The organism is Cupriavidus alkaliphilus (assembly GCF_014191175.1).
Lineage (GTDB): Bacteria > Pseudomonadota > Gammaproteobacteria > Burkholderiales > Burkholderiaceae > Cupriavidus > Cupriavidus alkaliphilus.
On record NZ_JACHWE010000003.1, the window covers coordinates 539,432 to 561,260 of the forward strand.

Annotated in this window: 21 protein-coding genes; 10 read left to right on the forward strand and 11 right to left on the reverse strand. The window is 65.7% G+C overall.

Going from position 1 to position 21,829, the window contains the following annotated elements; genetic code table 11:
* Positions 1 to 161: 161 nt before the first annotated feature.
* The gene (locus FHX60_RS14110; RefSeq protein WP_183283712.1) at positions 162 to 896 is read right to left on the reverse strand and encodes an RNA polymerase sigma factor; all 735 of its coding nucleotides are present in this window, start codon (positions 894 to 896) and stop codon (positions 162 to 164) included.
* Positions 897 to 1,147: 251 nt separating this feature from the next.
* Between FHX60_RS14110 and FHX60_RS14115 the strand changes: the two genes are divergently transcribed.
* Entirely contained in the window at positions 1,148 to 2,503 is a 1,356-nt protein-coding gene (locus FHX60_RS14115) for a c-type cytochrome (protein WP_260163910.1), read from the forward strand.
* Between the two features lie 46 nt (positions 2,504 to 2,549).
* Here FHX60_RS14115 and FHX60_RS14120 read toward each other — a convergent pair whose 3' ends face one another.
* Complete coding sequence (locus FHX60_RS14120; RefSeq protein WP_183283713.1) at positions 2,550 to 4,010, reverse strand: efflux transporter outer membrane subunit; 1,461 nt, start codon at positions 4,008 to 4,010, stop codon at positions 2,550 to 2,552.
* Between the two features lie 90 nt (positions 4,011 to 4,100).
* Between FHX60_RS14120 and FHX60_RS14125 the strand changes: the two genes are divergently transcribed.
* The 3 genes from FHX60_RS14125 to FHX60_RS14135 all read left to right on the forward strand — a co-directional run bounded on the left by FHX60_RS14125 (position 4,101) and on the right by FHX60_RS14135 (position 9,043).
* Positions 4,101 to 4,715, forward strand: a complete 615-nt coding sequence (locus tag FHX60_RS14125) for a TetR/AcrR family transcriptional regulator (protein WP_183283714.1) — start codon at positions 4,101 to 4,103, stop codon at positions 4,713 to 4,715.
* An 87-nt stretch (positions 4,716 to 4,802) separates the two neighbouring features.
* Positions 4,803 to 5,918 (forward strand): efflux RND transporter periplasmic adaptor subunit, encoded by a 1,116-nt coding sequence (locus FHX60_RS14130; protein ID WP_183283715.1) that lies wholly within the window; start codon positions 4,803 to 4,805, stop codon positions 5,916 to 5,918.
* A complete protein-coding gene (locus FHX60_RS14135) occupies positions 5,915 to 9,043 on the forward strand; it encodes an efflux RND transporter permease subunit (protein ID WP_183283716.1) in 3,129 nt (1,042 codons plus the stop codon). The genes FHX60_RS14130 and FHX60_RS14135 overlap by 4 nt, the downstream gene beginning before the upstream one ends.
* Here the strand turns inward: FHX60_RS14135 and pdxR are convergent.
* Positions 9,038 to 10,453 (reverse strand): MocR-like pyridoxine biosynthesis transcription factor PdxR, encoded by a 1,416-nt coding sequence (gene pdxR / locus FHX60_RS14140; protein WP_183283717.1) that lies wholly within the window; start codon positions 10,451 to 10,453, stop codon positions 9,038 to 9,040. The two genes, FHX60_RS14135 and pdxR, sit on opposite strands and share 6 nt — an antisense overlap.
* 87 nt (positions 10,454 to 10,540) lie before the next feature.
* Here pdxR and FHX60_RS14145 point away from each other — a divergent pair, with 87 nt between their 5' ends.
* Complete coding sequence (locus FHX60_RS14145) at positions 10,541 to 10,957, forward strand: cupin domain-containing protein (protein ID WP_092317407.1); 417 nt, start codon at positions 10,541 to 10,543, stop codon at positions 10,955 to 10,957.
* A gap of 9 nt (positions 10,958 to 10,966) precedes the next feature.
* Entirely contained in the window at positions 10,967 to 11,422 is a 456-nt protein-coding gene (locus FHX60_RS14150) for a carboxymuconolactone decarboxylase family protein (protein ID WP_183283718.1), read from the forward strand.
* Between the two features lie 108 nt (positions 11,423 to 11,530).
* On the opposite strand, the gene FHX60_RS14155 is transcribed toward FHX60_RS14150, so the two are convergent.
* Positions 11,531 to 12,016, reverse strand: coding sequence for a DUF6130 family protein (locus FHX60_RS14155; RefSeq protein ID WP_112777467.1), 486 nt, complete (start codon positions 12,014 to 12,016; stop codon positions 11,531 to 11,533).
* A 219-nt stretch (positions 12,017 to 12,235) separates the two neighbouring features.
* Between FHX60_RS14155 and FHX60_RS14160 the strand changes: the two genes are divergently transcribed.
* Positions 12,236 to 12,637: a cupin domain-containing protein gene (locus FHX60_RS14160; RefSeq protein WP_092317416.1), complete on the forward strand. Its 402-nt coding sequence runs from the start codon at positions 12,236 to 12,238 to the stop codon at positions 12,635 to 12,637.
* A gap of 74 nt (positions 12,638 to 12,711) precedes the next feature.
* Here the strand turns inward: FHX60_RS14160 and bcaP are convergent, their stop codons facing one another.
* Positions 12,712 to 14,109: a branched-chain amino acid transporter BcaP gene (gene bcaP, locus FHX60_RS14165; RefSeq protein WP_183283719.1), complete on the reverse strand. Its 1,398-nt coding sequence runs from the start codon at positions 14,107 to 14,109 to the stop codon at positions 12,712 to 12,714.
* A 266-nt stretch (positions 14,110 to 14,375) separates the two neighbouring features.
* On the reverse strand, positions 14,376 to 15,470 hold the full coding sequence (locus FHX60_RS14170; protein WP_183283720.1) for a branched-chain amino acid aminotransferase: 1,095 nt from the start codon (positions 15,468 to 15,470) through the stop codon (positions 14,376 to 14,378).
* 427 nt (positions 15,471 to 15,897) lie between these two features.
* Here FHX60_RS14170 and FHX60_RS14175 point away from each other — a divergent pair, with 427 nt between their 5' ends.
* From FHX60_RS14175 to FHX60_RS14185, 3 genes are all read left to right on the forward strand, one after another.
* The gene (locus tag FHX60_RS14175; protein WP_260163911.1) at positions 15,898 to 17,331 is read left to right on the forward strand and encodes a patatin-like phospholipase family protein; all 1,434 of its coding nucleotides are present in this window, start codon (positions 15,898 to 15,900) and stop codon (positions 17,329 to 17,331) included.
* A 184-nt stretch (positions 17,332 to 17,515) separates the two neighbouring features.
* Positions 17,516 to 17,995 carry a carboxymuconolactone decarboxylase family protein gene (locus FHX60_RS14180; RefSeq protein WP_112777004.1) on the forward strand — a complete coding sequence of 160 codons (480 nt, stop codon included), beginning with the start codon at positions 17,516 to 17,518 and terminating at the stop codon, positions 17,993 to 17,995.
* A 4-nt stretch (positions 17,996 to 17,999) separates the two neighbouring features.
* The gene (locus tag FHX60_RS14185; protein ID WP_092316534.1) at positions 18,000 to 18,401 is read left to right on the forward strand and encodes a cupin domain-containing protein; all 402 of its coding nucleotides are present in this window, start codon (positions 18,000 to 18,002) and stop codon (positions 18,399 to 18,401) included.
* Positions 18,402 to 18,600: 199 nt separating this feature from the next.
* Here FHX60_RS14185 and FHX60_RS14190 read toward each other — a convergent pair whose 3' ends face one another.
* The 5 genes from FHX60_RS14190 to cyoC form a co-directional block, all read right to left on the reverse strand.
* Positions 18,601 to 19,392: a transporter substrate-binding domain-containing protein gene (locus FHX60_RS14190; RefSeq protein ID WP_183283721.1), complete on the reverse strand. Its 792-nt coding sequence runs from the start codon at positions 19,390 to 19,392 to the stop codon at positions 18,601 to 18,603.
* A 130-nt stretch (positions 19,393 to 19,522) separates the two neighbouring features.
* A complete protein-coding gene (locus FHX60_RS14195; protein ID WP_258397105.1) occupies positions 19,523 to 20,368 on the reverse strand; it encodes a MipA/OmpV family protein in 846 nt (281 codons plus the stop codon).
* A gap of 154 nt (positions 20,369 to 20,522) precedes the next feature.
* The gene (locus FHX60_RS14200) at positions 20,523 to 20,771 is read right to left on the reverse strand and encodes a hypothetical protein (RefSeq protein ID WP_183283722.1); all 249 of its coding nucleotides are present in this window, start codon (positions 20,769 to 20,771) and stop codon (positions 20,523 to 20,525) included.
* A 38-nt stretch (positions 20,772 to 20,809) separates the two neighbouring features.
* The gene (gene cyoD, locus FHX60_RS14205; RefSeq protein WP_183283723.1) at positions 20,810 to 21,187 is read right to left on the reverse strand and encodes a cytochrome o ubiquinol oxidase subunit IV; all 378 of its coding nucleotides are present in this window, start codon (positions 21,185 to 21,187) and stop codon (positions 20,810 to 20,812) included.
* Complete coding sequence (gene cyoC / locus FHX60_RS14210; RefSeq protein WP_183283724.1) at positions 21,184 to 21,828, reverse strand: cytochrome o ubiquinol oxidase subunit III; 645 nt, start codon at positions 21,826 to 21,828, stop codon at positions 21,184 to 21,186. The genes cyoD and cyoC overlap by 4 nt, the downstream gene beginning before the upstream one ends.
* Position 21,829: the final 1 nt, after the last annotated feature.

A 21,829-nucleotide genomic window follows, 5' to 3' on the forward strand; every position in this document is an offset into this window, starting at 1 on the left:
TATGCCCTAAACACAAAATTTCTGACAGGTCCATGCCCAGGATGCCCACCACCGCTCCACCAGCAAGAATCAAGGACTCGGAGCGATCCAGCTCCCTTTTCTTTATCGATGCGCCGCAACTTGCCACCTGATCGCTGGTTACGGGGTCTGTCTCCTCGTCGTCATTGCGAGCGGACCAGCCCGCGCTCGCGCAGGGCGGCGAACACGTGACAGACCACCGCATCGCAGCGTGCGCCGGCAAAACCGAACGTGCTCTGCAGATAGGGCTTTACCTCTTGGGCCAGGGATTCGCGCAGCATCAGGCGGGCCCGCAGGAAGCGCGTCTTGACCACGTCACCGCTTACGCCAAGGCAATAAGCCGTTTCCTCTACGCTCATGTCTTCGACGGCCCGCAGGATGAACACGCAGCGGTAGATCGGCGGCAGGTTTTCGACCGCGGCCTGCAGCAGCTTGCGCACCTGACCGCGTTCGGCCATGGCTTCGGGTGATTCGTCGTCGGCGGCGCGGAAGGACATCATGTTCTCCTGTAAAGGTTCGCCAGGAAAATCTTCTTCTTCACCCCGTGCTTCCATCTGGACGAGCCGGGTTCTCTTGCGCTGCGCTGTCAGGGCGACATTGATGGCGATGCGCGCCAGCCAGGTGCTCAGCGCGGCCTCTCCGCGAAACGATTCCAGGCTGGTAAAGGCGCGCAGGTAGGTTTCCTGCACGACATCCTGGGCTTCGGCATCATCCGCAACCACGCCGCGGGCCGTGCGGAACAACAGACGGTTGTTACGCCGCATGATGACCTCGAAGGCGGACGCGGTGCCGGCGCGGGCGCTGGCAACCAGGTCGGCATCGGTGGTGGCATCGGCGCCAGACGGCATGGGGAGCCTGGGATCCCGGTTCTTGTCCATATTGGAGATCTCGCTCCTTTCCCGTTCCCGCTAATTAGACGGCACTGCTGCCAGAAAGGTGACAGTCGAGCCGGGGACATGCCCTCGCTGCCATCCCTCGCCTGAAGCCGAACCACGCGCCAGTAATCATAGGCAAGCACATCCGGCCACAACCCCTCGCCATGTGGTCCAGGCCTCGTGTCACCTTCCTGCGCCTGCCAGCGTCTAACGACATATGCAACGGGCAAGTTCGGGCGACTGCCGTTGGAGACATGCCGGTTGTTTTATTTCAGTTGCTGCATCTCATCCTGACAAGGACGTCGATCATGAAAAGGCAACCCTCCGCACTGACACCTGGAATGGAAGTGCAGCCGGTACCGCTGCGGCAGCCGGCGATGCAGCGAATGGTTCGACGGAGGCTGGCAAATGCACTCGTCACGGCGGCCGCGGTGGGGGCCGCCGCGGCATGCGGCGGCAGTTCTGGCGGGGGAGGAACGGATGCGGCCGGCACGGAAGCGGCGCAGAAGGCCCTGGTCGAGCAGGGCAAGCAGATATTTCGCTTCGACACCTTCGGCGACGAAGCGAAGTGGACCGATCACCTGAGGATGCACGAGGTCATCGCCAGCTCGGTGGATCCCCTGACCGCATTTTCCGTCGGCCTCAAGGTGGACGCGGAGGCCTTGCCCGAGGCTGTCGCAAATGGAATCCGCAATGGCACGATCGACCTCAAGAGCCCGGCTACGACGGTGGCGCTGCTGAAACTGAACGCTGTCGTCGGCATCAAGGGAACCGTCGAGACCGTCAATGGGGTAGACCGGCTCACCCGCGTCGGCACTACCTGCGCGCTCTGTCATTCGACGGTGGACAACTCGTTCGCGCCGGGCATCGGCAAGCGGCTGGACGGATGGCCCAATCGGGATCTCAATCCCGGCGCGATCATCGCGCTGTCACCGGCCATTGACGAGGCCATGAAAAAGGTCCTGAACGCCTGGGGTGCAGGCAAGTACGACCCCCGCAGCAATATCGACGGCCTCAGCAAGCCGGTCGTGATACCGCCCGCCTTCGGGCTGGCCGGTATTCATCGCATTACCTTTACCGGCGATGGCGAAGACATCATGTACTGGAACCGGTATGTCGCGGTCTCCCAGATGGGAGGCCTTGGCTCCGTATCCGAGCCGCGCCTGAATATCTCCATCACGAATGGAACGGTGGACCTTGTCACCAGCAAGCTTCCGGCCCTGCAAGCGTATCAGCTATCCCTGGGCGCTCCGCCGCCGCCGGCCGGCAGTTTCGACCCCGCGGCGGCACTGCGGGGCAAGGCTCTCTTCGAAGGCGCGGGCCGGTGCGTCACGTGCCATAGTGGCCCCGCATTTACCGATGCCAACTCGCTGCTGCACCCGCCCGGCGACTCGATGGCGGAACCGGAGAGCCCAAGCTACGCCTCGCGCTCCGCGACCAGGCAATACCGGACCACGCCGCTGAAGGGGGCATGGCAACACCCTCCCTATTTCCATGACGGCTCCGCGGCGACTTTGTCCGATGTCGTGACGACCTACAACACCAAGCGGGGACTGGGGCTGAGCAGCCAGGATATTGCTGACCTGGCGGAGTATCTGAAGTCGCTGTGACCTGGAGCCCGATGCGCTGCGCCGGGATCCGCAGCCATAGGCGGACCTAGTTGCTGGCAACGGCTGCCGATTCGCCCGGCTGCCAGCCACCGCCCAGCGCCTTGAATGCCGCGACGGCGGCGCGCGCCGCCTCCGTTTGCGCCTGCGCGCGCGCATCTGAGGCGCGCAACAGGCTGTCATCGGCCTGCAGGACCTCGATCAGGCTGACGACGCCTTTCTGGTAGGCGGCAAACGAAGCGTTCCGGGCGCGGCCGAGCGAGTCCACGCCTTGTGCGAGCACGTCTGCCTGCTCCTCGCGCTTGACCAGTCCAGAGAATGCGTTTTCCACGTCTTCCGCCGCGCGCAGCACGGCGAGCCGGTACGCGGCCAGCATCTCCGCCTCTTGCCCCCTGGCCTGGGCGATTTGCGCATCGATGCGGCCGAAATCGAACAGCCGCCAGCGCAGGCCGAGCACGCCGGCAAACTGGCTGGCACCACCGCCGAACAGGCTTCCGGCACCCAACGAGGTGGCGCTGCCCAGCAGGCCGCCGAGCGAGAACTTCGGGTAGTACTCCGCCATGGCGACGCCGATGCGCGCGTTGGCGGCCGCCAATCGGCGCTCGGCAACGATCAGGTCGGGGCGACGTCGCAGCAATTCGCCGGGCGATCCTGTCATGGCAAGCTGTGGCGCGGCCGGGATGTCCGCGCCTTGCGCAAGCTCCGCCCGGTGCGTGCCCGGCAGCGTGCCGAGCATCACGTCCAGCGCGTGCATGGCCGCATCGAGGGCGGCTTCAAGCTGCGGGATGGAAGCGCGAACCTGCGCGAGTGCGCCTTCGGCTTGCCTGACCTGAAGCTCGGCAGCCAAGCCCTTGCCGTAGAGCAGGTTGACGGTGGAGAGCAAATCCTGCTGCGTCTGCGCCTGTTGGCGGGCGACCTTCAGGCGCGTCTGCAAGCCGCGGATGGCGATGTAGATGTCGGCGGTCTGCGCGGCCACGGCCAGCCGTGTGGCGACCGCGGCTGCCTGGGAGGCCTGGTAGTCCGCCAGTGCCGCCTCGCGGCCACGGCGCAGGCCGCCGAATACGTCCAGCTCCCAGCTTGCGCTGGCATTGGCCTCGAAAGCGTTGCCGTAACGGTCGAAGCCCGGCGTCGCACTCAACACGCGGCCCAGAGGGGTTTCGACGGATTGGTAGGCACGTGCGGCCTGGCCGGTGACATTGCCGGAGGGCAGCAGCGCGGCGTTGGCTGCGCCAAGGCCGGCGCGGGCTTGCGTGACGCGGGCGAACGCCTGCGCGAGGTCCAGGTTCTGTTCCAGCGCGAGTTGTACGAACCGCGTGAGCTGCGGATCGCCAAAGCCGGTCCACCACGTCGACAGGTCGGCTGTGGAGCTGGCCGTGCGCTGGTCGACTGCGGCCTGGCCCTGGAATCGCTGAGGCACCGGTACGTCGGGCTTCACATAGTCCGGGCCGACGGCACAAGCGCTAACCAGGCTGGCAACGAAGAGGGCGGCAAAGGAACGCTTTGGCAACATGTGACTTCCATCGGAATCGGAATTTTAGTGACTATAGTACAAAATGGTCACAAGTTGTTCAACTATCGCGACTCGCGTAAGCTGATGCCCATGACAGCCACTCCTTACCCCGTCCCCGCCCGCGGCCCGGCGGACCACGACGTGCGCGACCAGATCGTCGCTGCGGCCACCGAGCACTTCAGCCGCTACGGCTACGAGAAAACCGCCGTTTCCGACCTGGCCAAGGCCATCGGCTTTTCCAAGGCCTACATCTACAAGTTCTTCGAGTCCAAGCAGGCCATTGGCGAGATGATCTGCGCCAACTGCCTGCGCGAGATCGAGGCCGAGGTGAATGCCGCCGTGGCCGATGCCGATTCCCCGCCGGAGAAGCTCCGGCGCCTGTTCAGGGCCCTGACCGAGGCCAGCCTTCGCCTGTTTTCGCACGAGCGCAAGCTGTACGAGATCGCGGCGTCGGCAGCGACCGAGCGCTGGCAAGCGGTGATCGCCTACGAGGAAAGCATCCGTAAGCTGCTGCGCGAGGTCCTGCAGCAAGGCAGGGAGAGCGGAGACTTCGAGCGCAAGACGCCGCTGGACGAGACCACGATGTCCATCTACCTGGTGCTGCGCCCTTATATGAACCCGTTGCTCCTGCAGCACAGCTTTGATCACACGGAAAGTGCGCCCGGGCTGCTTTCCAGCCTGGTGCTGCGCAGCCTTTCCCCCTGAGGCGCAGATTTTTCGTGTGTGACCATTGACTAAAATGGTCACAAGAATCAGAATGAAAGCCCAGATCCTTTCGTCGATGGGGCTTTCATGCTTTCGCGCCGCTTTGTTACCACTGCCGTTATTTGTGCATTGCCGCTGGCATTGATCGCTTGCTGCGAAACGCCCACTGCCGACCCGCGCAGCGAGGCGCCGCTGGTGCGGGCCACGCTGGTGCAGCCAGTGGCCGCCGCATCGCGTTCCTTCACAGGGGTCGTCGCAGCCCGGGTGCAGAGCGATCTCGGCTTCCGCGTGCCTGGCAAGGTGCTGGAACGGCTGGTGGATGCCGGGCAAACCGTCAGGCGCGGGCAGCCGCTGATGCGTATCGATCCGGTCGATCTGAAGCTCGCCGCGCAGGCGCAGCAAGAGACCGTGAGCGCCGCACGGGCACGTGCGCAACAGACGGCCGAAGACGAAGCCCGCTATCGCGATCTGCGCGGCACGGGCGCAATTTCAGCCTCGGCCTATGACCAGGCCAAGGCGGCGGCGGACGCGGCCAGGGCCCAGTTGAGCGCGGCCCAGGCGCAGGCCGATGTGGCACGCAACGCCAGTCGCTACGCCGAGCTGGTCGCCGATGGCGACGGCGTGGTCGTGGAAACGCTGGCCGAGCCCGGCCAGGTCGTCAACGCGGGCCAGGCTGTCGTGCGCCTGGCGCACGCTGGCCGCCGCGAAGCGGTGGTCCAGTTGCCGGAGACCTTGCGGCCGGCGCTGGGCTCGGCCGCACAGGCCACGCTTTTCGGCAAGGACGGCGCCGGCGTGCCCGCCAGGCTGAGGCAGCTGTCAGACGCTGCCGACCGGCTTACCCGCACCTTCGAAGCGCGCTATGTGCTGGAGGGCGAACTGGCCAGCGCGCCGCTGGGCGCCACCGTGACGATCCAGGTCGCCGATCGGGCTGCCGCCGCGCAAGGCGAACTGCAGGTGCCGCTGGGCGCCGTGTTCGATGCGGGCAAGGGCCCGGGCGTGTGGGTCGTCCAGGGCGATCCGGCCCGGGTGTCGTGGCGATCCGTCACCCTCGTGCGCCTCGGCGACGAAGATGCCCAGGTTGCAGGCCAGCTCAGGCAAGGGGACCGGATCGTCACGCTTGGCGCTCAGCTGCTGCGCGAAGGACAGCAGGTCCGCGTGGCCGGCCAGGGTGCGCATACTGCCATCGCGGGGGTACGCCTGTGAGCCAGGGTCGTTTCAACCTGTCGGCACTCGCGGTGCGCGAGCGCGCGGTCACGCTGTTCCTGATCTGCCTGATTTCCGTGGCGGGCCTCATTGCCTTCTTCAAGCTGGGCCGGGCGGAAGACCCCGCCTTTACAGTCAAGGTGATGACCATCGTCACCGCGTGGCCCGGCGCCACCGCGCAGGAAATGCAGGACCAGGTGGCCGAGAAGATCGAAAAGCGCATGCAGGAGCTGCGCTGGTACGACCGCACCGAAACCTACACCCGGCCAGGGCTGGCGTTCACCACCTTGACCCTGCTCGACAGCACGCCGCCAGCCGACGTCCAGCAGGAGTTCTACCAGGCGCGCAAGAAAGCCGGCGACGAGGTGGCCAACCTGCCGCCCGGCGTGATCGGGCCGTTGCTCAATGACGAATATGCGGACGTCACCTTCGCGCTGTTCGCGCTCAAGGCACAGGGCGAGCCGCAACGCGCGCTCGTGCGCGACGCCGAGACGCTGCGCCAGCGCTTGCTGCGCGTGCCCGGCGTGAAGAAGGTCAACCTCATCGGCGAGCAGCCCGAGCGCATCTATGTCGAGTTTTCCCATGAGCGCCTCGCCACGCTGGGGGTGAGCCCGCAGGACGTATTCACGGCACTCAACAGCCAGAATGCCCTGACGCCGGCAGGCTCCGTGGAGACGAAAGGGCCGCAGGTCTTGATCCGCCTTGACGGCGCCTTCGACAAGCTGCAAAAGATCCGCGATACGCCGGTGGTGTCGCAGGGCCGCACCGTGAAGCTGTCCGACCTTGCCACGGTCCGGCGCGGCTATGAAGAACCGGCCACCTTCATGGTGCGCAACGGCGGGCAGCCAGCCTTGCTGCTCGGCATCGTCATGCGCGAAGGCTGGAACGGGCTGGACCTGGGCCAGGCGCTGGACCACGAGGTCAGCGCCATCAACGCGGACATGCCGCTCGGCATGAGCCTGACCAAGGTCACCGACCAGGCGGTCAACATCAGCGCCGCCGTCGATGAGTTCATGCTCAAGTTCTTCGCCGCGCTGCTGGTGGTGATGCTGGTGAGTTTCGTCAGCATGGGCTGGCGCGCGGGGCTGGTGGTGGCGGCGGCGGTGCCGCTGACACTGGCGGTGGTGTTCGTGGTGATGGCCGCCACAGGCAAGAATTTTGACCGCATCACCCTCGGCTCGCTGATCCTGGCGCTGGGCCTGCTGGTCGACGACGCCATCATCGCCATCGAAATGATGGTGGTGAAGATGGAAGAGGGCTACAGCCGCGTGGCCGCTTCGGCCTATGCCTGGAGCCATACCGCGGCCCCCATGCTGTCGGGGACGCTGGTGACGGCGGTGGGCTTCATGCCCAATGGCTTTGCGCGATCCACCGCGGGCGAATACACCAGCAACATGTTCTGGATCGTCGGCATTGCGCTGATCGCGTCGTGGGTCGTCGCCGTCGTGTTCACGCCTTACCTGGGCGTAAAGATGCTGCCCGACTTCAGGCAGGTCGAAGGCGGCCACGAAGCGATCTACGACACGCCGCGCTACAACCGCTTCCGGCAATTGCTCGGGCGCGTGATTGCACGCAAATGGCTGGTTGCGGGTTCGGTGGTGGGACTGTTTGCGTTGGCCATCCTCGGCATGGCGGTGGTCAAGAAGCAGTTCTTCCCGATCTCGGATCGTCCCGAAGTGCTGGTCGAAGTGCAGATGCCCTATGGCACGTCGATCAACCAGACCAGCGCCGCGACGGCCAAGGTCGAAGCCTGGCTCGCGAAGCAGAAGGAAGCCGGCATCGTCACGTCCTACATTGGCCAGGGGGCGCCGCGCTTCTATCTGGCAATGGGGCCGGAACTGCCGGATCCGTCGTTCGCCAAGATCGTGATCCGCACCGATGGCCAGCAAGAGCGCGATGCGCTGAAGCTGCGCCTGCGCCAGGCGATCGCCGATGGCCTCGCCCCGGAGGCGCGTGTGCGGGTGACGCAGCTCGTGTTCGGCCCGTACTCGCCGTTCCCGGTTGCCTACCGCGTGACGGGGCCGGACCCGCAGACGCTGCGGCAGATTGCGGCCGAGGTGCGCCACGTCATGGACGCGAGCCCGATGATGCGCACGGTTAATACCGATTGGGGGGCGCGGGTGCCGACGCTGCATTTCACCTTGCAGCAGGATCGCCTGCAGGCGGTGGGGCTGACCTCCAGCGCCGTCGCGCAGCAACTGCAATTCCTGCTCGACGGCATTCCGGTGACGGCCGTGCGCGAGGACATCCGCACCGTGCAGGTGACCGCGCGCTCGGCGGGCGAGGTCCGGCTCGATCCCGCCAGGATTGGCGACTTCACGCTGGCCGGCGCCAACGGGCAGCGCATCCCGCTTTCCCAGGTGGGCCAGATCGAGGTGCGCATGGAAGAGCCCATCATCCGCCGGCGCGACCGCATGCCGACCATCACGGTGCGGGGCGATATTGCCGATGGCCTGCAACCCCCGGACGTGTCGACGGCCATCGGCAAGCAGTTGCAGCCCGTCATCGAGAAGCTGCCGGGCGGATACCGCATCGAACAGGCAGGCTCTATTGAAGAATCGGGCAAGGCCACGCAAGCCATGCTGCCGCTGTTCCCGATCATGCTCGCGGTTACGCTGCTGATCCTGATCTTCCAGGTACGGTCCATCCCGGCGATGGTGATGGTGTTCCTGACCAGCCCGCTCGGCCTGATCGGCGTGGTGCCGACCCTGCTCCTGTTCGGCCAGCCGTTCGGCATCAACGCGCTGGTCGGACTGATCGCGCTGTCGGGCATCCTGATGCGCAACACGCTGATCCTGATCGGGCAGATCCAGCACAACAAAAACGAAGGGCTGGACCCGTTCAGTGCCGTGGTGGAAGCCACCGTCCAGCGTGCGCGGCCGGTGATCCTGACCGCGCTGGCCGCGATCCTGGCCTTCATTCCGCTGACCCATTCGGTGTTCTGGGGCGCGCTGGCCTACACGCTGATCGGCGGAACCTTCGCCGGGACGATCCTGACGCTGGTGTTCCTGCCGGCCATGTACGCGATCTGGTTCAGGATCCGGCCCGGTAATGTGGCGGATACCCAGCTGGACCGGCTTGAAGGCACCGATTATCCCGATTGCCCGCCTGCCGGTGCACTATGAGAACTTGCGGATCAGTTGCTGCAGGCGGTCGCAGGCAGCCGGAACCTGGTGTTCAATCGCCGTCGCGACACCAAGAAGCAGGCCGGACCGTTGCGTGGAGGCGGAGCAGAACCATCCCGATAACGGTGCGGGTGCCAGCCCGTAGGCATAGGCTTCCCGAGCAATCCTCTGGTCGTCGGCGCCGTCCGGCAGTCTCACCACTACGGCCAGGCCTGCCGCATAGGCCTGGCATTCCCTGGCGTCGAGCGCAGCCAGAAGCGCATCGCTGCGGGCTGCGTAAATGCGCTTCATGCGGCGCAAGTGGCGCAGGTAGTGTCCATCCCGCATAAACTCGGCGGTCGCCATTTGCACCGCCGGCCCTGGCGCGGAAGCGAGGCAGGCAACGACTTCCTCGAAGCGCGATACCAGGCCAGGCGGCACGACCACGAAGCCGAGCCGCAGCGTCGGACTGAGCGTCTTGCTGAAAGACCCGATATGGATGACGCGTCCGGCCCGATCCTGCGATGCCAGTGCGGGAGCGGCCCGGCGCCTGAGCTGGAGTTCGCCGAGGTAGTCGTCCTCGATGATCCACGCACCGGTGCGGCTGGCCCACTCGATGAGTTGCACGCGGCGACCGAGTGAGAGTGTCGGGCCCAGAGGTGCCTGCTGACCCGCGGTGACCAGCGCCACCGCGGCGTCCGGTGCATGCGCCTGGCCGTAGCCGACGTCGATGCCGTCTTCATCGACCGGGATGGGAACCGTCGTGAGCCGGGACAGTGCCATGGCTCTGCGACTGGGAAGAAATCCCGGGTTCTCGACCCAGGCTTGTCGGCCTTCGGCCTGGATCACCCGCAGCGTGACACCGAGCGCACCGGTAAAGCCCGCGGTGATGAAGACCTGCGACGGCTGGCATTCAATCGCCCGGGACAATGCCAGGTGCGCCGCGATCTCTCTGCGCAGCGCATGCTCGCCGCGCGGATCCGGATAGGCCGCCGGCGCCTCCACCTCGTCACGTGCCGCACGCGATCGCAGCCGTGCGAACAAGGGGGCGGGGAAGCAGTCTGATGCCGGCACGCCCATCTGGAACACGGCGGGGCCCGGCAGGAAATGCTGGTACAGCGCCGAGCGCAGGTCGGTCTCGACCGAACGCGCCTGTTCCGCCTGTGGCCTTGCGGCCGCGGCATGGTCGGAAACCCTGGTGCCGCCGGCACGCGATGAAACCACCAGTTGCGCATCGGACAGCCGCTCGTAGGCAGTCTTGACAGTGCCTCGCGCCACGCCGAGCTGGGCAGCGAGGTCGATCCACGACGGCAACCTGGCGCCTGGAACCAGTACGCCACTCTCGATCGCACCGGTGATACCCAGCCGTATCTGTTCCGACAGTGAGGTTCTGGACGCACGGTCCAGCTTCAGATCCAGGATGCTGGCCATCGCCTCTGGTGCATTGAAAGATTGGGTTTTTGGTTCTTTTTTGTGAACCAGGTGGGGCGCATGATTCTAGCCTCCCAGGAGCAAAACATGAAACTGCAACGCATTCTTCTCTCCCTGCTGGCGGCAACGGGCATGGCCTTTACCGGAGTCGCAGCGGCGCACGGCGCTGGCGACACGGTCAAGCCCAATTTCGCGAGGGAGATTCCCAATATCCCGGGCAAGTCGCTCATTGCTGTCGAGGTGTTCTACCCCCCCGGTGGTGCTTCGCTGCCGCACGCCCATGCCAAGTCGTCGTTCATCTATGCATACGTCGTTTCGGGCAGCATCGCCAGCAAGGTGAACGACGAGCCGGAACGTGTCTACCGGGCGGGCGAGAGCTTCTTCGAAAACCCGGGTTCCCGCCATCCGGTGAGCCGCAATGCGAGCAAGACCCGGCCGGCAAAGCTGCTGGCTGTGTTCGTGGTCGATACGGCCGAAACGGAACTGACCATCAACGATAACTAGGAGTCTGAAATGAGACTGGACTACACCAAGGTATCGGCGGGTGGCGTCAAGGCATTTGGCGGCGTATACGGCTATGTCATGCAGTCAGGCCTGGAAGACGTCCTCGTCGAACTGGTCTATCTGCGCGTGAGCCAGATCAATGGGTGCGCGTATTGCCTCGATATGCATACCCGCGACCTGATCAAGAAGGGTGTTACGCCGGCAAAGCTCGCGCTTGTGCAGGCCTGGGAGGAAGCGGGGCCGTTATTCAGCGAGCGCGAGCAGGCGGCGCTGGCGTGGACGGAGTCTGTCACCCTTGTGGCGGACACTCATGTGCCCGACGAAGACTTTCGACGGGCTGCGGCGGTGTTCAGCGAAAAGGAACTCGCGGACCTCACCATGGCCGTCGGGCTGATGAATGCCTATAATCGGCTCGCCATCAGCTTTCGCCGTGCCCCCGAATCTGCCCTCGCTGCGGCAGGCTGAAGCGGTTGGGTCTCGAACACCGTGCGGATTTCCATGCCGTCGCGGGAGACACCGAAACGCTCAGCGAAAGCGGCCGATCGTGCGCGCTACAGACCGGCAAGAATCTGGTCAATGCCGGTGGGATCCGGAGGGCGATGCCGGCGACGAGCCCGGGGCCTTCACGTCGGGCACCGTGACGGCGACCACCTCGGTGGCGAGGATCTTGTGGCCGGGATCGGCCAGTTCCAGGCGCAGCCTGTGCGGCCCCGGCGTGAGCCCCACCACGATGATCGGATCCTCGCTCGTATGGGCCCATGTACCGGGGGCATCGTCAACCGTCACGTGCAGGTGCCCGATGCGAGGCGAGATCTCGGCGGCGGCCTTGCCGAATACCGGCATGACTCGGAAATTCTCGGTGCGAAACTGGACGATGACGACGCCGCGCGCGAGCGGCTCCGGCAGTGCCGCGTAGGGGACCAGCCTTGGTGCGGGCTCGCTGCCGAGGGGAAGGATGGCAGGCGGGCGGATGGCGTCTTGTGCAGGTTGCGCGGAGGCGCTCGCACAGAACGCGGCGGCAATGCCGGCGGCTGAAAGGGACTTGAGGACGGGGTGCATGGCGTGATCTCAGGGTAGGGCTTGCATCTGAGCACGCCGCCGCGGCGGGCTGGCGGGAGTTTTGTATGACAACGTAGCGGCGCAACCCGCTGATACGAACGAATACATTAGGGGGCGCGGTTCGCTACAGCCGGGATACATCCGCAGCGTTCAATACTGCATATGCAATGTCTATCCGTTGCTTGCATAGTTCCCAACCCGAAAGAAGGACACGCCAAAATGAAGCTCGCCAAGTTTGCAACCGCCGCCATGACCGTCGCCTGCCTTGCCGCAACGATCCACAACGCCCACGCCCAAGCACCGGGGATCCATCGGGCCGACCTCGTCAGCCATGAACTCAGCGTTGCGGGCAAGGAAGGGATCCAGGTGCGCGTGGACTTTGAACCGGGCGCGTTCGCGCCCAGGCACGCGCATCCCGGTGAAGAAATCGCACATGTGTTGCGGGGCAGCCTTGAGTACCAGCTTGGCGATCAGCCGCCGGTGACGCTGAAGGCAGGCGAATCGCTGTTCATCCCGGCAGGCACGCCGCATTCAGCACGGAATGTCGGCAGCGGCCTGGCATCGGAATTGGCAACCTATATCGTCACGAAAGGTTCGCCGCTGGTTGTGCCCGCGAAGTAGGGGTTCCCGGCCGCTGACCGGGAGGGGTGGAAGACTTGTGATTCCACCGGTCGTTTCACCCCTCGTATTGGAGTCTACCTGGCGGCGCTGTGCAGCACGGCATTGCGCCGCGCATAGGCGAAGTAGATCACCAGCCCCAGCGCCAGCCACACCAGGAAGGCGGCCCAGGTCAGCGCCTGCAGGTGTGCCATCAGAAACAGGCAGAAGCCGATCGACAGCAGCGGCACCACCGGCACGCCCGGGCAGCGGAACGCGCGCGGCAGTTCCGGCCGGGTCTTGCGCAGCACCAGCACCGCGACCGAGATCAGCGTAAAGGCGGCCAGCGTGCCGATATTGATCAGCTCCGCCAGCACGTTCAGCGGCACGAAGGCGGCAATCGCGGCAAACACGACGCCGACGGTCCAGGTGGCGAAATACGGCGTGGCATGCACCGGATGCACCGACGACAGCCGCTCGGGCAGCAGGCCGTCGCGCGACATCGCGAAGATCACGCGGGTCTGGCCGTAGGTCATCACCAGGATCACGGTGGTCATGCCCAGAATCGCGCCCAGGTCGACAAAGCCCGCCACCCAGTTCTGCCCGGCGAACTGCAGCGCCAGCGAGACCGGGTGGTCCACGCCGGCAAACTTCGCGAACGGCACGATGCCGGTCATGATCGCCGCCACCACCACGTACAGCACGGTGCAGACCGCGAGCGAGCCGATGATGCCGATGGGCAGGTCGCGGCGCGGGTTGCGCACTTCTTCCGCGGCCGAGGTCACGGCATCGAAGCCGATAAAGGCGAAGAACACCAGCGCCGCCGCATTGAAGATGCCGGAAAAGCCGAACGGCGCGAACGGCTGCCAGTTGGCCGGCTGCACGTGCCACACGCCCACTGCGATAAACAGCAGCACTACGCCGATCTTCACCGCCACCATCAGGTTGTTGACGCGCGCGGACTCGCGCACGCCGTACGACACCACCCAGGTGATGGCCAGCATGATCAGGCACGCCGGCAGGTTCAGCACCGTCTGCACCCCCGGCACCGAGCCCGGCGCGGCGCTCAGCGCCGCCGGCAGCTTCATGCCGAAGCCCGCCATCAGCGACTGGAAATAGCCCGACCAGCCCACCGACACCGCCGAGGTGGCCAGCCCGTATTCCAGCAACAGGTCCCAGCCGATCATCCACGCCACGATCTCGCCCAGCGTGGCGTAGCTGTAGGTGTAGATCGAGCCCGACACCGGGATCGCCGAGGCGAACTCCGCGTAGCACAGCGCGGCAAAGCCGCACGCCAGCGCCGCGATCACGAACGACACCGTCAGCGCCGGCCCGGCGGTCAGCGCGCCGGTGCCGGTCAGCACGAAGATGCCGGTGCCGATGATGGCGCCGATGCCCATCAGCACCAGGTCGACCGGACCCAGCACCTTTTTCAGGGCGGCGACGTGGCTCTGCGCCAACATGGCGTCAATGTCCTTGGTTCTGAACAAGCTCATATAGGGATCTCCTAAATGGGTCCTGCCGCGCGCTCGCACGGCTGCGCGCCGGAGATGGCGGCGAGGCATGCGGTGCGCTGGCATCCGGGCAGCGTGCCGACGGGTAGACGACACCGCTTGCCGGCACGCAGGTCGCGCGCCGGTCCCGGTAGTTTTTTGGGAATGGCCCAGACCGCCCAGGCGGTGGGACAGACGTCAAGCCAGATCAACGCGGCGAGCGTTGCACTGCGATGCCTTGCTCGCCGCCGAGGTCAAACACGCCGATCTCAATCGACGTGATGCACCCATCCGAACGGGTCGGCGATGCTGCCGCGCTGGATGCCGGTCAGCAAGCCACGGAGCCGTTGCGTGACTTCGCCTTCGCCGCCGTTGCCGATGGTGAATTCGCCGCCGGCGTGACGCACCTGCCCGATGGCGGTAACGACCGCGGCGGTGCCGCAGGCGAATGTTTCCCTGACCCGGCCACTGGCTGCGTCGGCGCGCCACGACTCGAAGTCGTATGGCGTTTCGCTGACCGGAATGCCCTCGTGCCGGGCCAGTTCGATGATCGAAGCGCGGGTAATGCCCGGCAGGATGGTCCCTTTCAGGGGCGGCGTGCGCAGCGAGCCGTCATCCATCACGAAAAACACGTTCATGCCGCCGAGCTCCTCGATCCAGCGGTGCTCCGCAGCGTCCAGGAACACGACCTGGTCGCAGCCCTTGGCCGCGGCCTCGGTCTGCGCGATCAGGCTGGCCGCGTAATTGCCGCCGCATTTGGCGGCGCCGGTGCCGCCGGAAGCCGCACGGGTGTATTGATCCGACACCCAGACGGTCACCGCGGACTTGCCGGGCTTGAAATACGGACCGACCGGACACGCGATCACGCAGAATATGAATTCGGCCGAGGCACGCACCCCGAGAAAATTCTCCGAGGCGAACATGAACGGGCGCAGGTAAAGGCTGCCCTGGCTGCCGGGAATCCAGGCGCGGTCAATATCGACGAGCGCTTCCACGGCTTGCAGGAAGGTGGCCTCGGGCAGGTCCGCCATCGACATGCGGGCAGCGGAGGCGCGAAAACGCTTCGCGTTCTCCTGCGGCCGGAACAGCGAGATCCTGCCGCCCTCGCCACGGTATGCCTTCATGCCCTCGAAGATCTCCTGCGCATAGTGCAGCACTGCGCAGGCGGGATCGATCTGGAAAGGACGGCGTGCTTCGACCCTGGCGTCATGCCAGCCGCGACCGTCGGTCCAACGGATCGTGACCATGTGATCGGTGAACACGCGACCGAAGGCGGGGTTCTCCAGCCTGGCAGCGATCTGCTCGGCGGGGGTGGGGCCGGGATGGGGCTCCAGAACGAACTGCAATGGATTTTCGGTGCTCATGCTTCAGTGCTCGGGGATGTTGGGCCGTATGGCCTGGCCGCCGCGGTAGCGTTTTCCGGGACGGGTGCGCTGCAAGGGAGTATGGGGCAAAGGCGCGGCGGCGGGCGACCGACCGCGGCCTGGCGCAGGCTGGCGCGTGGGATGGCATTCACGATGTCTGTCTCCGGATGCTTCTTTTTGTCCGGTGGAGTGTATGAAGCGGCTGCTCCGCAGTAAATTGAAGAATTCCGACACCTGGTATCTGGAAAACGAATAGCAGGCGGTCACTCGTTGGCAAGGTACGTGCCGTGCCCGATGTGATGCCATATCATGGCGTGTCACCCGCCATCGGATGCTTGCGGCAACGCAATCTCCACCATCCCATCCTGCAGCCTGCGCCACGCCAAGCATGTCTCGTCACGATCCCTCTATCCGCCGGAACAGTTGCATGCCCGGGCCACAGGGCCGGCCAGGAAGCGCGCGCGGCGCCTGCGGCAAGGCCGTCCGCGCCCTGATGGTGCTTGTGCTTGCGGGAGTCGGTGCCTGCGGCTCGCTTTCTCACAATGTCCCCCGCAATCTGCCCCAGGCAACGGCCGCCAGCGCTGCCGTACCGTTGCGTGAACCTGCCGATGTCGCCGGGCCGACGACCATCGCGATGGCGTTCTCCGGCGGCGGCACGCGGGCCGCGGCCTTCGCCTTCGGCGCGCTCCAGGGGCTTGATGCCATGCGGGGCCGCGGCGGCGCTTCCTTGCTCGACGACGTGGCCTTTATCAGCAGCGTGTCCGGGGGTTCGCTCACCGCCGCCTACTACGGCCTGCATGGCAAGGACAGCCTGGCGACGTTCCGGTCGGTGCTTCTGAAAGACGGCGAGGCGCGGCTGCGCTTCAGCCTCCTTAATCCCTTCAACGTTGCCCGGCTCTTTGGCGGGGGGCTCAATAACCGGGAGGATCTCCGGACCTGGCTGGACGAAGACGTGTTCAAGGGGGCCACCTACGCCGACATGTTCCGCCGCGGCAAGCCGCTGGTGTGGATCAACGCCACCAACGTCTATTATCGGGTCGCGTTTCCGTTCAGCCAGCTGGCATTCGATGCGCTTTGCAGCGATCTCGCCAGCTTTCCCGTCTCCGAGGCCGTCGCGGCTTCCATGGCGGTGCCGCTGTTCTTCGCGCCCATCGTGCTGGAGAAGCATCCCCAGGCTTGCCGTGCGCCGCTGCCCAACCTCGATCACGCCGATGCCCCGGGGCAATCGCTGCTGAGTGGCGCGCTGGCGGTTGCCGTTCGCGGCCACCGGGATCTGTCCAGGGGCAAGTACATCAAGCTGGTCGATGGCGGCGTGACCGACAATTACGGCCTGGCCACCATCTTTCAGTCGCGCCTGCTGCTGGGCACGGCCTACGGGCCCATGAGCGAGAACGACGCGATCAAGGTGCGGCGGCTGCTGTTTGTCGTGGTCGATGCCGGCCAGGGACCGCGCGGCGACTGGAACCAAAGCCAGGTGGGGCCGTCGGGGATCGAAGTGGCAAACGCGTCCATCGACGCGGCCATGGCCACCAACGTGCGCATGAGCTATGACGCCTTCGTTCCCATGATGAGGCAGTGGCGCAACGACCTGGTGGCGTATCGCTGCGCCATGCCGCCTGAACGGCAGCAGGCGATCGCCGCAAGTCGTCCGGGCTGGCGCTGCGACGACGTCGAGTTCTTCGTCACCCGGATCGCCTTCGACGCCCTCGACAAGGCGCGTGCCGCAAGCCTGAACGAGCTGCCGACCAGACTCCGGCTGCCCGAGAAGGATGTCGACCGCCTGATCGAAGCTGGCAGGGACGCCATCCTGGGCAACCCCGTGATCCGCGCGTTCGAGCGCGAAGCCAACGCGGCGCGGTAGTTCCGTTGCAGGCCGATCCGGTGCCGCCGCATCGTGCCCGAAGATTGGTGTCGGCGCGGTAACAGTGCGTGTACTTCTGCGGCACTACCGGTGCGCCCGGCGTACGGCTACGCTTCCTTCCACGCGGTCCCTGCCATCCGGCGCAGGCCCGCCGGGTATCCCCGCCATCTCAGCAGGAGCGATCATGACGCAACGCCTAAACTTCTTCCAGCAATCCCCGGAGCTTTCCAAGAAGCTCATGGAACTCAGCAGCCTGTTCCCGAAAACGACGATCGAGCAGCACATTCGCGAGCTCGTCGAGATTCGCGCGTCGCAGCTCAACGGCTGCGCGTTCTGTGTCGACATGCACATCAAGATGGCGAAAATCCACGGCGAGCGCGAGCTGCGGCTGCACCACGTGGCGATCTGGCGCGAATCGACGCTGTTCTCGCCGCGCGAGCGCGCCGCGCTGGCCTGGACCGAGGCGCTGACCCAGCTGCCCGCGCACGGGGTGCCGGACGACGTCTACGAGCGCGTGCTGACGCAGTATTCCGAGAAGGAGCTGTCCGACCTCACTTTCCTGGTGGGCTCCATCAACACCTGGAACCGGCTGAACGTCGCCTTCCGCACGGTGCCGGGTTCCTCCGACAAGGCCTTCGGCCTGGACAAGGCCAACCTGGAGTAATGCCATGAAACGGTCGATTGCCATGGCGGCGAGCCTGCTGCTGCTGATGTCGGCGCCGCTGGCCAATGCCGCGCCGCCCGAGGTGGTGGTCAAGTCGCTGACCACCAAGGCACTGCCCGATTATGCGGGCAAGGAAGTCGAGATGATCACGGTGGAGTATCCGCCCGGCGGCTTCGACCCGGTGCACCGCCATGACGCGCATGCGTTCGTCTATGTGCTCGAAGGCAGCATCGTCATGGGCGTGAAGGGCGGCAAGGAGGTGACGCTGAAGGCGGGCGAGACCTTCTATGAAGGCCCGGACGACCTCCACACCGTCGGTCGCAATGCCAGCAAGACCAGGCCCGCGAAGTTTGTCGTGTTCCTGCTCAAGAAGCAGGGGGCGCCGGTCTTTACCCCGGTGAACTAGCGGTTTGCGCCTCAGTTAGCCGTGCTGTTTTCGACCGTGACCGGCTGCTTCCGTGTCAAGCGCGGGCTTGTTCTGTGGCGGCGCAGGCAGCCGCGACTGAAAGGCAGTGACCGTCGGTGGCCTTGGCAGGCTACCGGCACGGCATCGACGCATGGCCCCCACGACCATGGGGGAATCTGCGTCGATCTCCTGCGCAACGCTACTTCCCCAGCCAGGCCGCACGGCGGGCGTCGAATTCTCCGCCGGCCCTGGCCAGGTGCAGCCACTGGTCGACGTACCGCTTGAACACCTCGTCGCCATTGGGCAGCAGATAGCCCATTTCGGCGTACTGCAGCGGCTTGTCGGGATTGACCGCGCACAGCTCGGGATGGGCCTTGCTCTGGACGATGGCTTCGGCGGCCTCGGTGACGAAGACGTCGGCGCGTCCCTGGATCACCTCGTCGAAAATCGTCAGGTTGTCCTTGTGCATGGTCAGCCTGGCCTGGGACAGCTGCGTGCGGGCGAAGCGCTCGTTGCTGCCGCCCGGATTGGCGATCACGCGCACGCCGGGCCGGTTGATGGCCTCCACGGTCTGGAAGCGCTGCACATTCTCGCAGCGGGTGATCGGCGTCTTGCCATTGACCATGTAGGGCGCGCTGAAATAAGCCTGCTTCTGGCGTTCCAGCGACACCGAGATGCCGCCGGCGCCGATATCGCACCTGCCGCCGACGAAGTCCGGCATCAGCGTGGCCCAGCTGGTCTTGACGAATTGCGCCTTGGCGCCGAGCGAGCTGGCCAGCGATGCCATCAGGTCCACGTCGAGCCCCTCGTACTGGCCTTCCGACTTCATGAAGCTGAAGGGCTTGTAGTCGCCGGGCGTGCAGACGCGCAGCACGCCCGATTGCGCGACGCGGGTCAAAGTGGGCGACAGCGCGGGGGCCGGCGCGGCCGGCTGCGAGAACACCGGGGCGGCGCAGAGCAGGGCAACGGCGCTGACGATCGTCCTTGTCATTGGCATCTTCGTTTTTCTCTGTGTTGGGTTCGGGAAATGAGGCCAGGGCGGCATGCGGAAATATATCGCATGCGTTTGCCCGCATGTCGTCAGCCGATCCGCAACGATACGCAACGATCCGCCCGTGGCCTTATTCCCGGCTCTGTACGTATGTCGACGACTGGCCGAAGATCCAGCTCAGTGCCAGCCCGGCGGCCAAGGCGTCTTTGCGGCGCACCAGCGGGCTGTCCTCGAAGCTGGCGCCGTCGAGCCGGTCGTAGCGGACGAAGGCGCCGAACCAGACATGGCGAAAGCGCTTGGACAACGAAGCCAGCGCCATGCTGCCGGAATAGCCACCGCGCGCAACGTAGGCCGGACGCGCCGCGGTCGCGAATTGCGCCTCGACGGAATAGAAGTACTGGTTGTAGCGCGCGGTCGAGAACAGCGGCCCCGCCATCAGGCCCAGGTTCCAGCCCGGCAGGCCGCCGACGTTGGCAACGTCGAGGTTCAGGTTCGGCGAAAAGATCCAGCCTATCGCCTTGGGCGACGATTCCACGGTCACGGCCAGCCGTACCGGCAGCCGCAAGTCCAGCCTGGTGCGGTCCTCGGCGGAATGCCAGAGCGTGACCGCCAGCGAGGGCCCGATCTCCACGGCGGTCTTGAGATCCGGCATGCCGCGGCGGATTTCATCCTGGCTGCTCCTGACGGGGAGCGAGAGGCCGAGGCTGACATTGGCCTCGATGCGGTCGCTGTCGAACAGCTTGCCGCGCACCCCGCTCCGGTCCGCGCGCAGATGCTCGCCGCGGTAGACAAAGTAGGGGACCGGAAACAGCAGGTTGGCGCGCGAGTCCGAGCCGCGGTAGTGCGGCAGGGTGATGCCGCCGACTCCAAGCCCGGCCTCCCACAACGGCCGCTCGATGGCATCGAAATCCTGTGCCCAGCAGGTCGTTGCGAATGCCGCGGCAATGGCCGGGAGCGCGCGGCAGCGCTTGCGCAACCTCGTCTCTGGCAAGGCATGCCGTGGTCGGCTGGCGCAATGCCCGGTTCGCATGGCGTGGCTCCGGAGAACTTCGGTGGAACTGCGGGGGAAAACCGAACACGACGAAAACCAGGGCAAGTATAACCAGAGTGGCGGGCTGTGCGGCTCACTTTCAGCCTCGGTATTTCTCCCACATTTCGCGCACGATCGATTCCGGCGGCGGCGCCGGGGCGAAGCCCGCCACATTGCCGAATACTCCGGCAATGCGGCGCCTGAACGAATCGAGGTCGGCCATCGGCTCCGCCCCGGCATGGGCGCTATCGATGATGGTATGCAATTGCCCGGCGGAGAGGCCGGCGATGGCGCGCCATAGTTCTTCGGCGCTGGACAGCGTCCGGGCGACATCGGGCATGGCAAGCATCGTCTTCTCCACGCGGATCCATCAACGCGGCAGCACCGCTAGTCCCTGGCCCGTGCCCGTTCGATCGACATGTCGGTCGGCATCATGTTGAGGTCGGCGTTGTGCATCACCCACAGCGAGCCGGCGACGACGATCGCGATCAGGAAACCGGTGCAGGCGAAGATGACGGTATTGCCGCGCTGGCCGGGGCCGGTGCCCAGGTGCAGGAAGTACACCAGCTGCACCAGCAGTTGCGCGACGCAGAGGCCGACCACCAGCGCGATCGCGGCATCGCTCCGCAGCGTGCCGGTCATGACTGTGGCAAACGATGCCACGGTCAGTGCCACCGACAGCAGCAGGCCGATGGTGTAGCGGCGCACGCTGCCATGGACGGCGTGCTCGCCCGCATGGACGGAATGCAGATGGGACGGCTTCATGCGAACTCCCGCAGGTAGACGAAGGTAAACACGCAGATCCACACCAGGTCGAGGAAGTGCCAGAACAGGCTCAGGCACGCCAGCCGGCGGCGCACGATGTCGTCGAGGCCGAAGCGCCGGATCTGGTGGATCATCACGGCCAGCCAGAACAGGCCGGCGGTGACGTGGAGGCCGTGGGTGCCGACCAGCGTGAAGAAGGCGGACAGGTAGGCGCTGACGCCGGGGCCGGCGCCCTGGTGCAGCAGGTGGGCGAACTCGTAGACCTCCATGGCGACGAACAGTGCGCCCAGCACGAAGGTGGCCGCCAGCCAGCGGATCATGCGCGGCGCGGCATTGGCGTCCTGCCGCAGCATCGCCAGGCCGAAGGTGTAGCTGCTGAGCAGCAGCACCATGGTCTCGGCGAACACGAACGGCAGCTCGAACAGTTGTTGCCCGCCAGGCCCGCCCGCGGTATTGCCGGACAGCACGCCGAAGGTAGCGAACAGCACCGCGAAGATCAGGCAGTCGCTCATCAGGTAGAGCCAGAAGCCCAGCGTGGTATGGGCGGCGGCATCGTGATGGCCGTGGTCGGCGGCGTGGGTGGTCGCGTGTGTGGCGTCCGGGCCCGGGTGGTGCAGGGTAGGGGATAGCGTCGTGGTCATG

Coding starts and splice junctions, on each gene's coding strand:
- FHX60_RS14110 (WP_183283712.1), bottom strand. CDS start 896: ATGGACAAGAACCGGGATCCCAGGCTCCCCATGCCGTCTGGCGCCGAT.
- FHX60_RS14115 (WP_260163910.1), top strand. CDS start 1,148: ATGCCGGTTGTTTTATTTCAGTTGCTGCATCTCATCCTGACAAGGACG.
- FHX60_RS14120 (WP_183283713.1), bottom strand. CDS start 4,010: ATGTTGCCAAAGCGTTCCTTTGCCGCCCTCTTCGTTGCCAGCCTGGTT.
- FHX60_RS14125 (WP_183283714.1), top strand. CDS start 4,101: ATGACAGCCACTCCTTACCCCGTCCCCGCCCGCGGCCCGGCGGACCAC.
- FHX60_RS14130 (WP_183283715.1), top strand. CDS start 4,803: ATGCTTTCGCGCCGCTTTGTTACCACTGCCGTTATTTGTGCATTGCCG.
- pdxR (WP_183283717.1), bottom strand. CDS start 10,453: ATGGCCAGCATCCTGGATCTGAAGCTGGACCGTGCGTCCAGAACCTCA.
- FHX60_RS14145 (WP_092317407.1), top strand. CDS start 10,541: ATGAAACTGCAACGCATTCTTCTCTCCCTGCTGGCGGCAACGGGCATG.
- FHX60_RS14150 (WP_183283718.1), top strand. CDS start 10,967: ATGAGACTGGACTACACCAAGGTATCGGCGGGTGGCGTCAAGGCATTT.
- FHX60_RS14155 (WP_112777467.1), bottom strand. CDS start 12,016: ATGCACCCCGTCCTCAAGTCCCTTTCAGCCGCCGGCATTGCCGCCGCG.
- FHX60_RS14160 (WP_092317416.1), top strand. CDS start 12,236: ATGAAGCTCGCCAAGTTTGCAACCGCCGCCATGACCGTCGCCTGCCTT.
- bcaP (WP_183283719.1), bottom strand. CDS start 14,109: ATGAGCTTGTTCAGAACCAAGGACATTGACGCCATGTTGGCGCAGAGC.
- FHX60_RS14170 (WP_183283720.1), bottom strand. CDS start 15,470: ATGAGCACCGAAAATCCATTGCAGTTCGTTCTGGAGCCCCATCCCGGC.
- FHX60_RS14175 (WP_260163911.1), top strand. CDS start 15,898: ATGCCCGGGCCACAGGGCCGGCCAGGAAGCGCGCGCGGCGCCTGCGGC.
- FHX60_RS14180 (WP_112777004.1), top strand. CDS start 17,516: ATGACGCAACGCCTAAACTTCTTCCAGCAATCCCCGGAGCTTTCCAAG.
- FHX60_RS14185 (WP_092316534.1), top strand. CDS start 18,000: ATGAAACGGTCGATTGCCATGGCGGCGAGCCTGCTGCTGCTGATGTCG.
- FHX60_RS14190 (WP_183283721.1), bottom strand. CDS start 19,392: ATGACAAGGACGATCGTCAGCGCCGTTGCCCTGCTCTGCGCCGCCCCG.
- FHX60_RS14200 (WP_183283722.1), bottom strand. CDS start 20,771: ATGCTTGCCATGCCCGATGTCGCCCGGACGCTGTCCAGCGCCGAAGAA.
- cyoD (WP_183283723.1), bottom strand. CDS start 21,187: ATGAAGCCGTCCCATCTGCATTCCGTCCATGCGGGCGAGCACGCCGTC.
- cyoC (WP_183283724.1), bottom strand. CDS start 21,828: ATGACCACGACGCTATCCCCTACCCTGCACCACCCGGGCCCGGACGCC.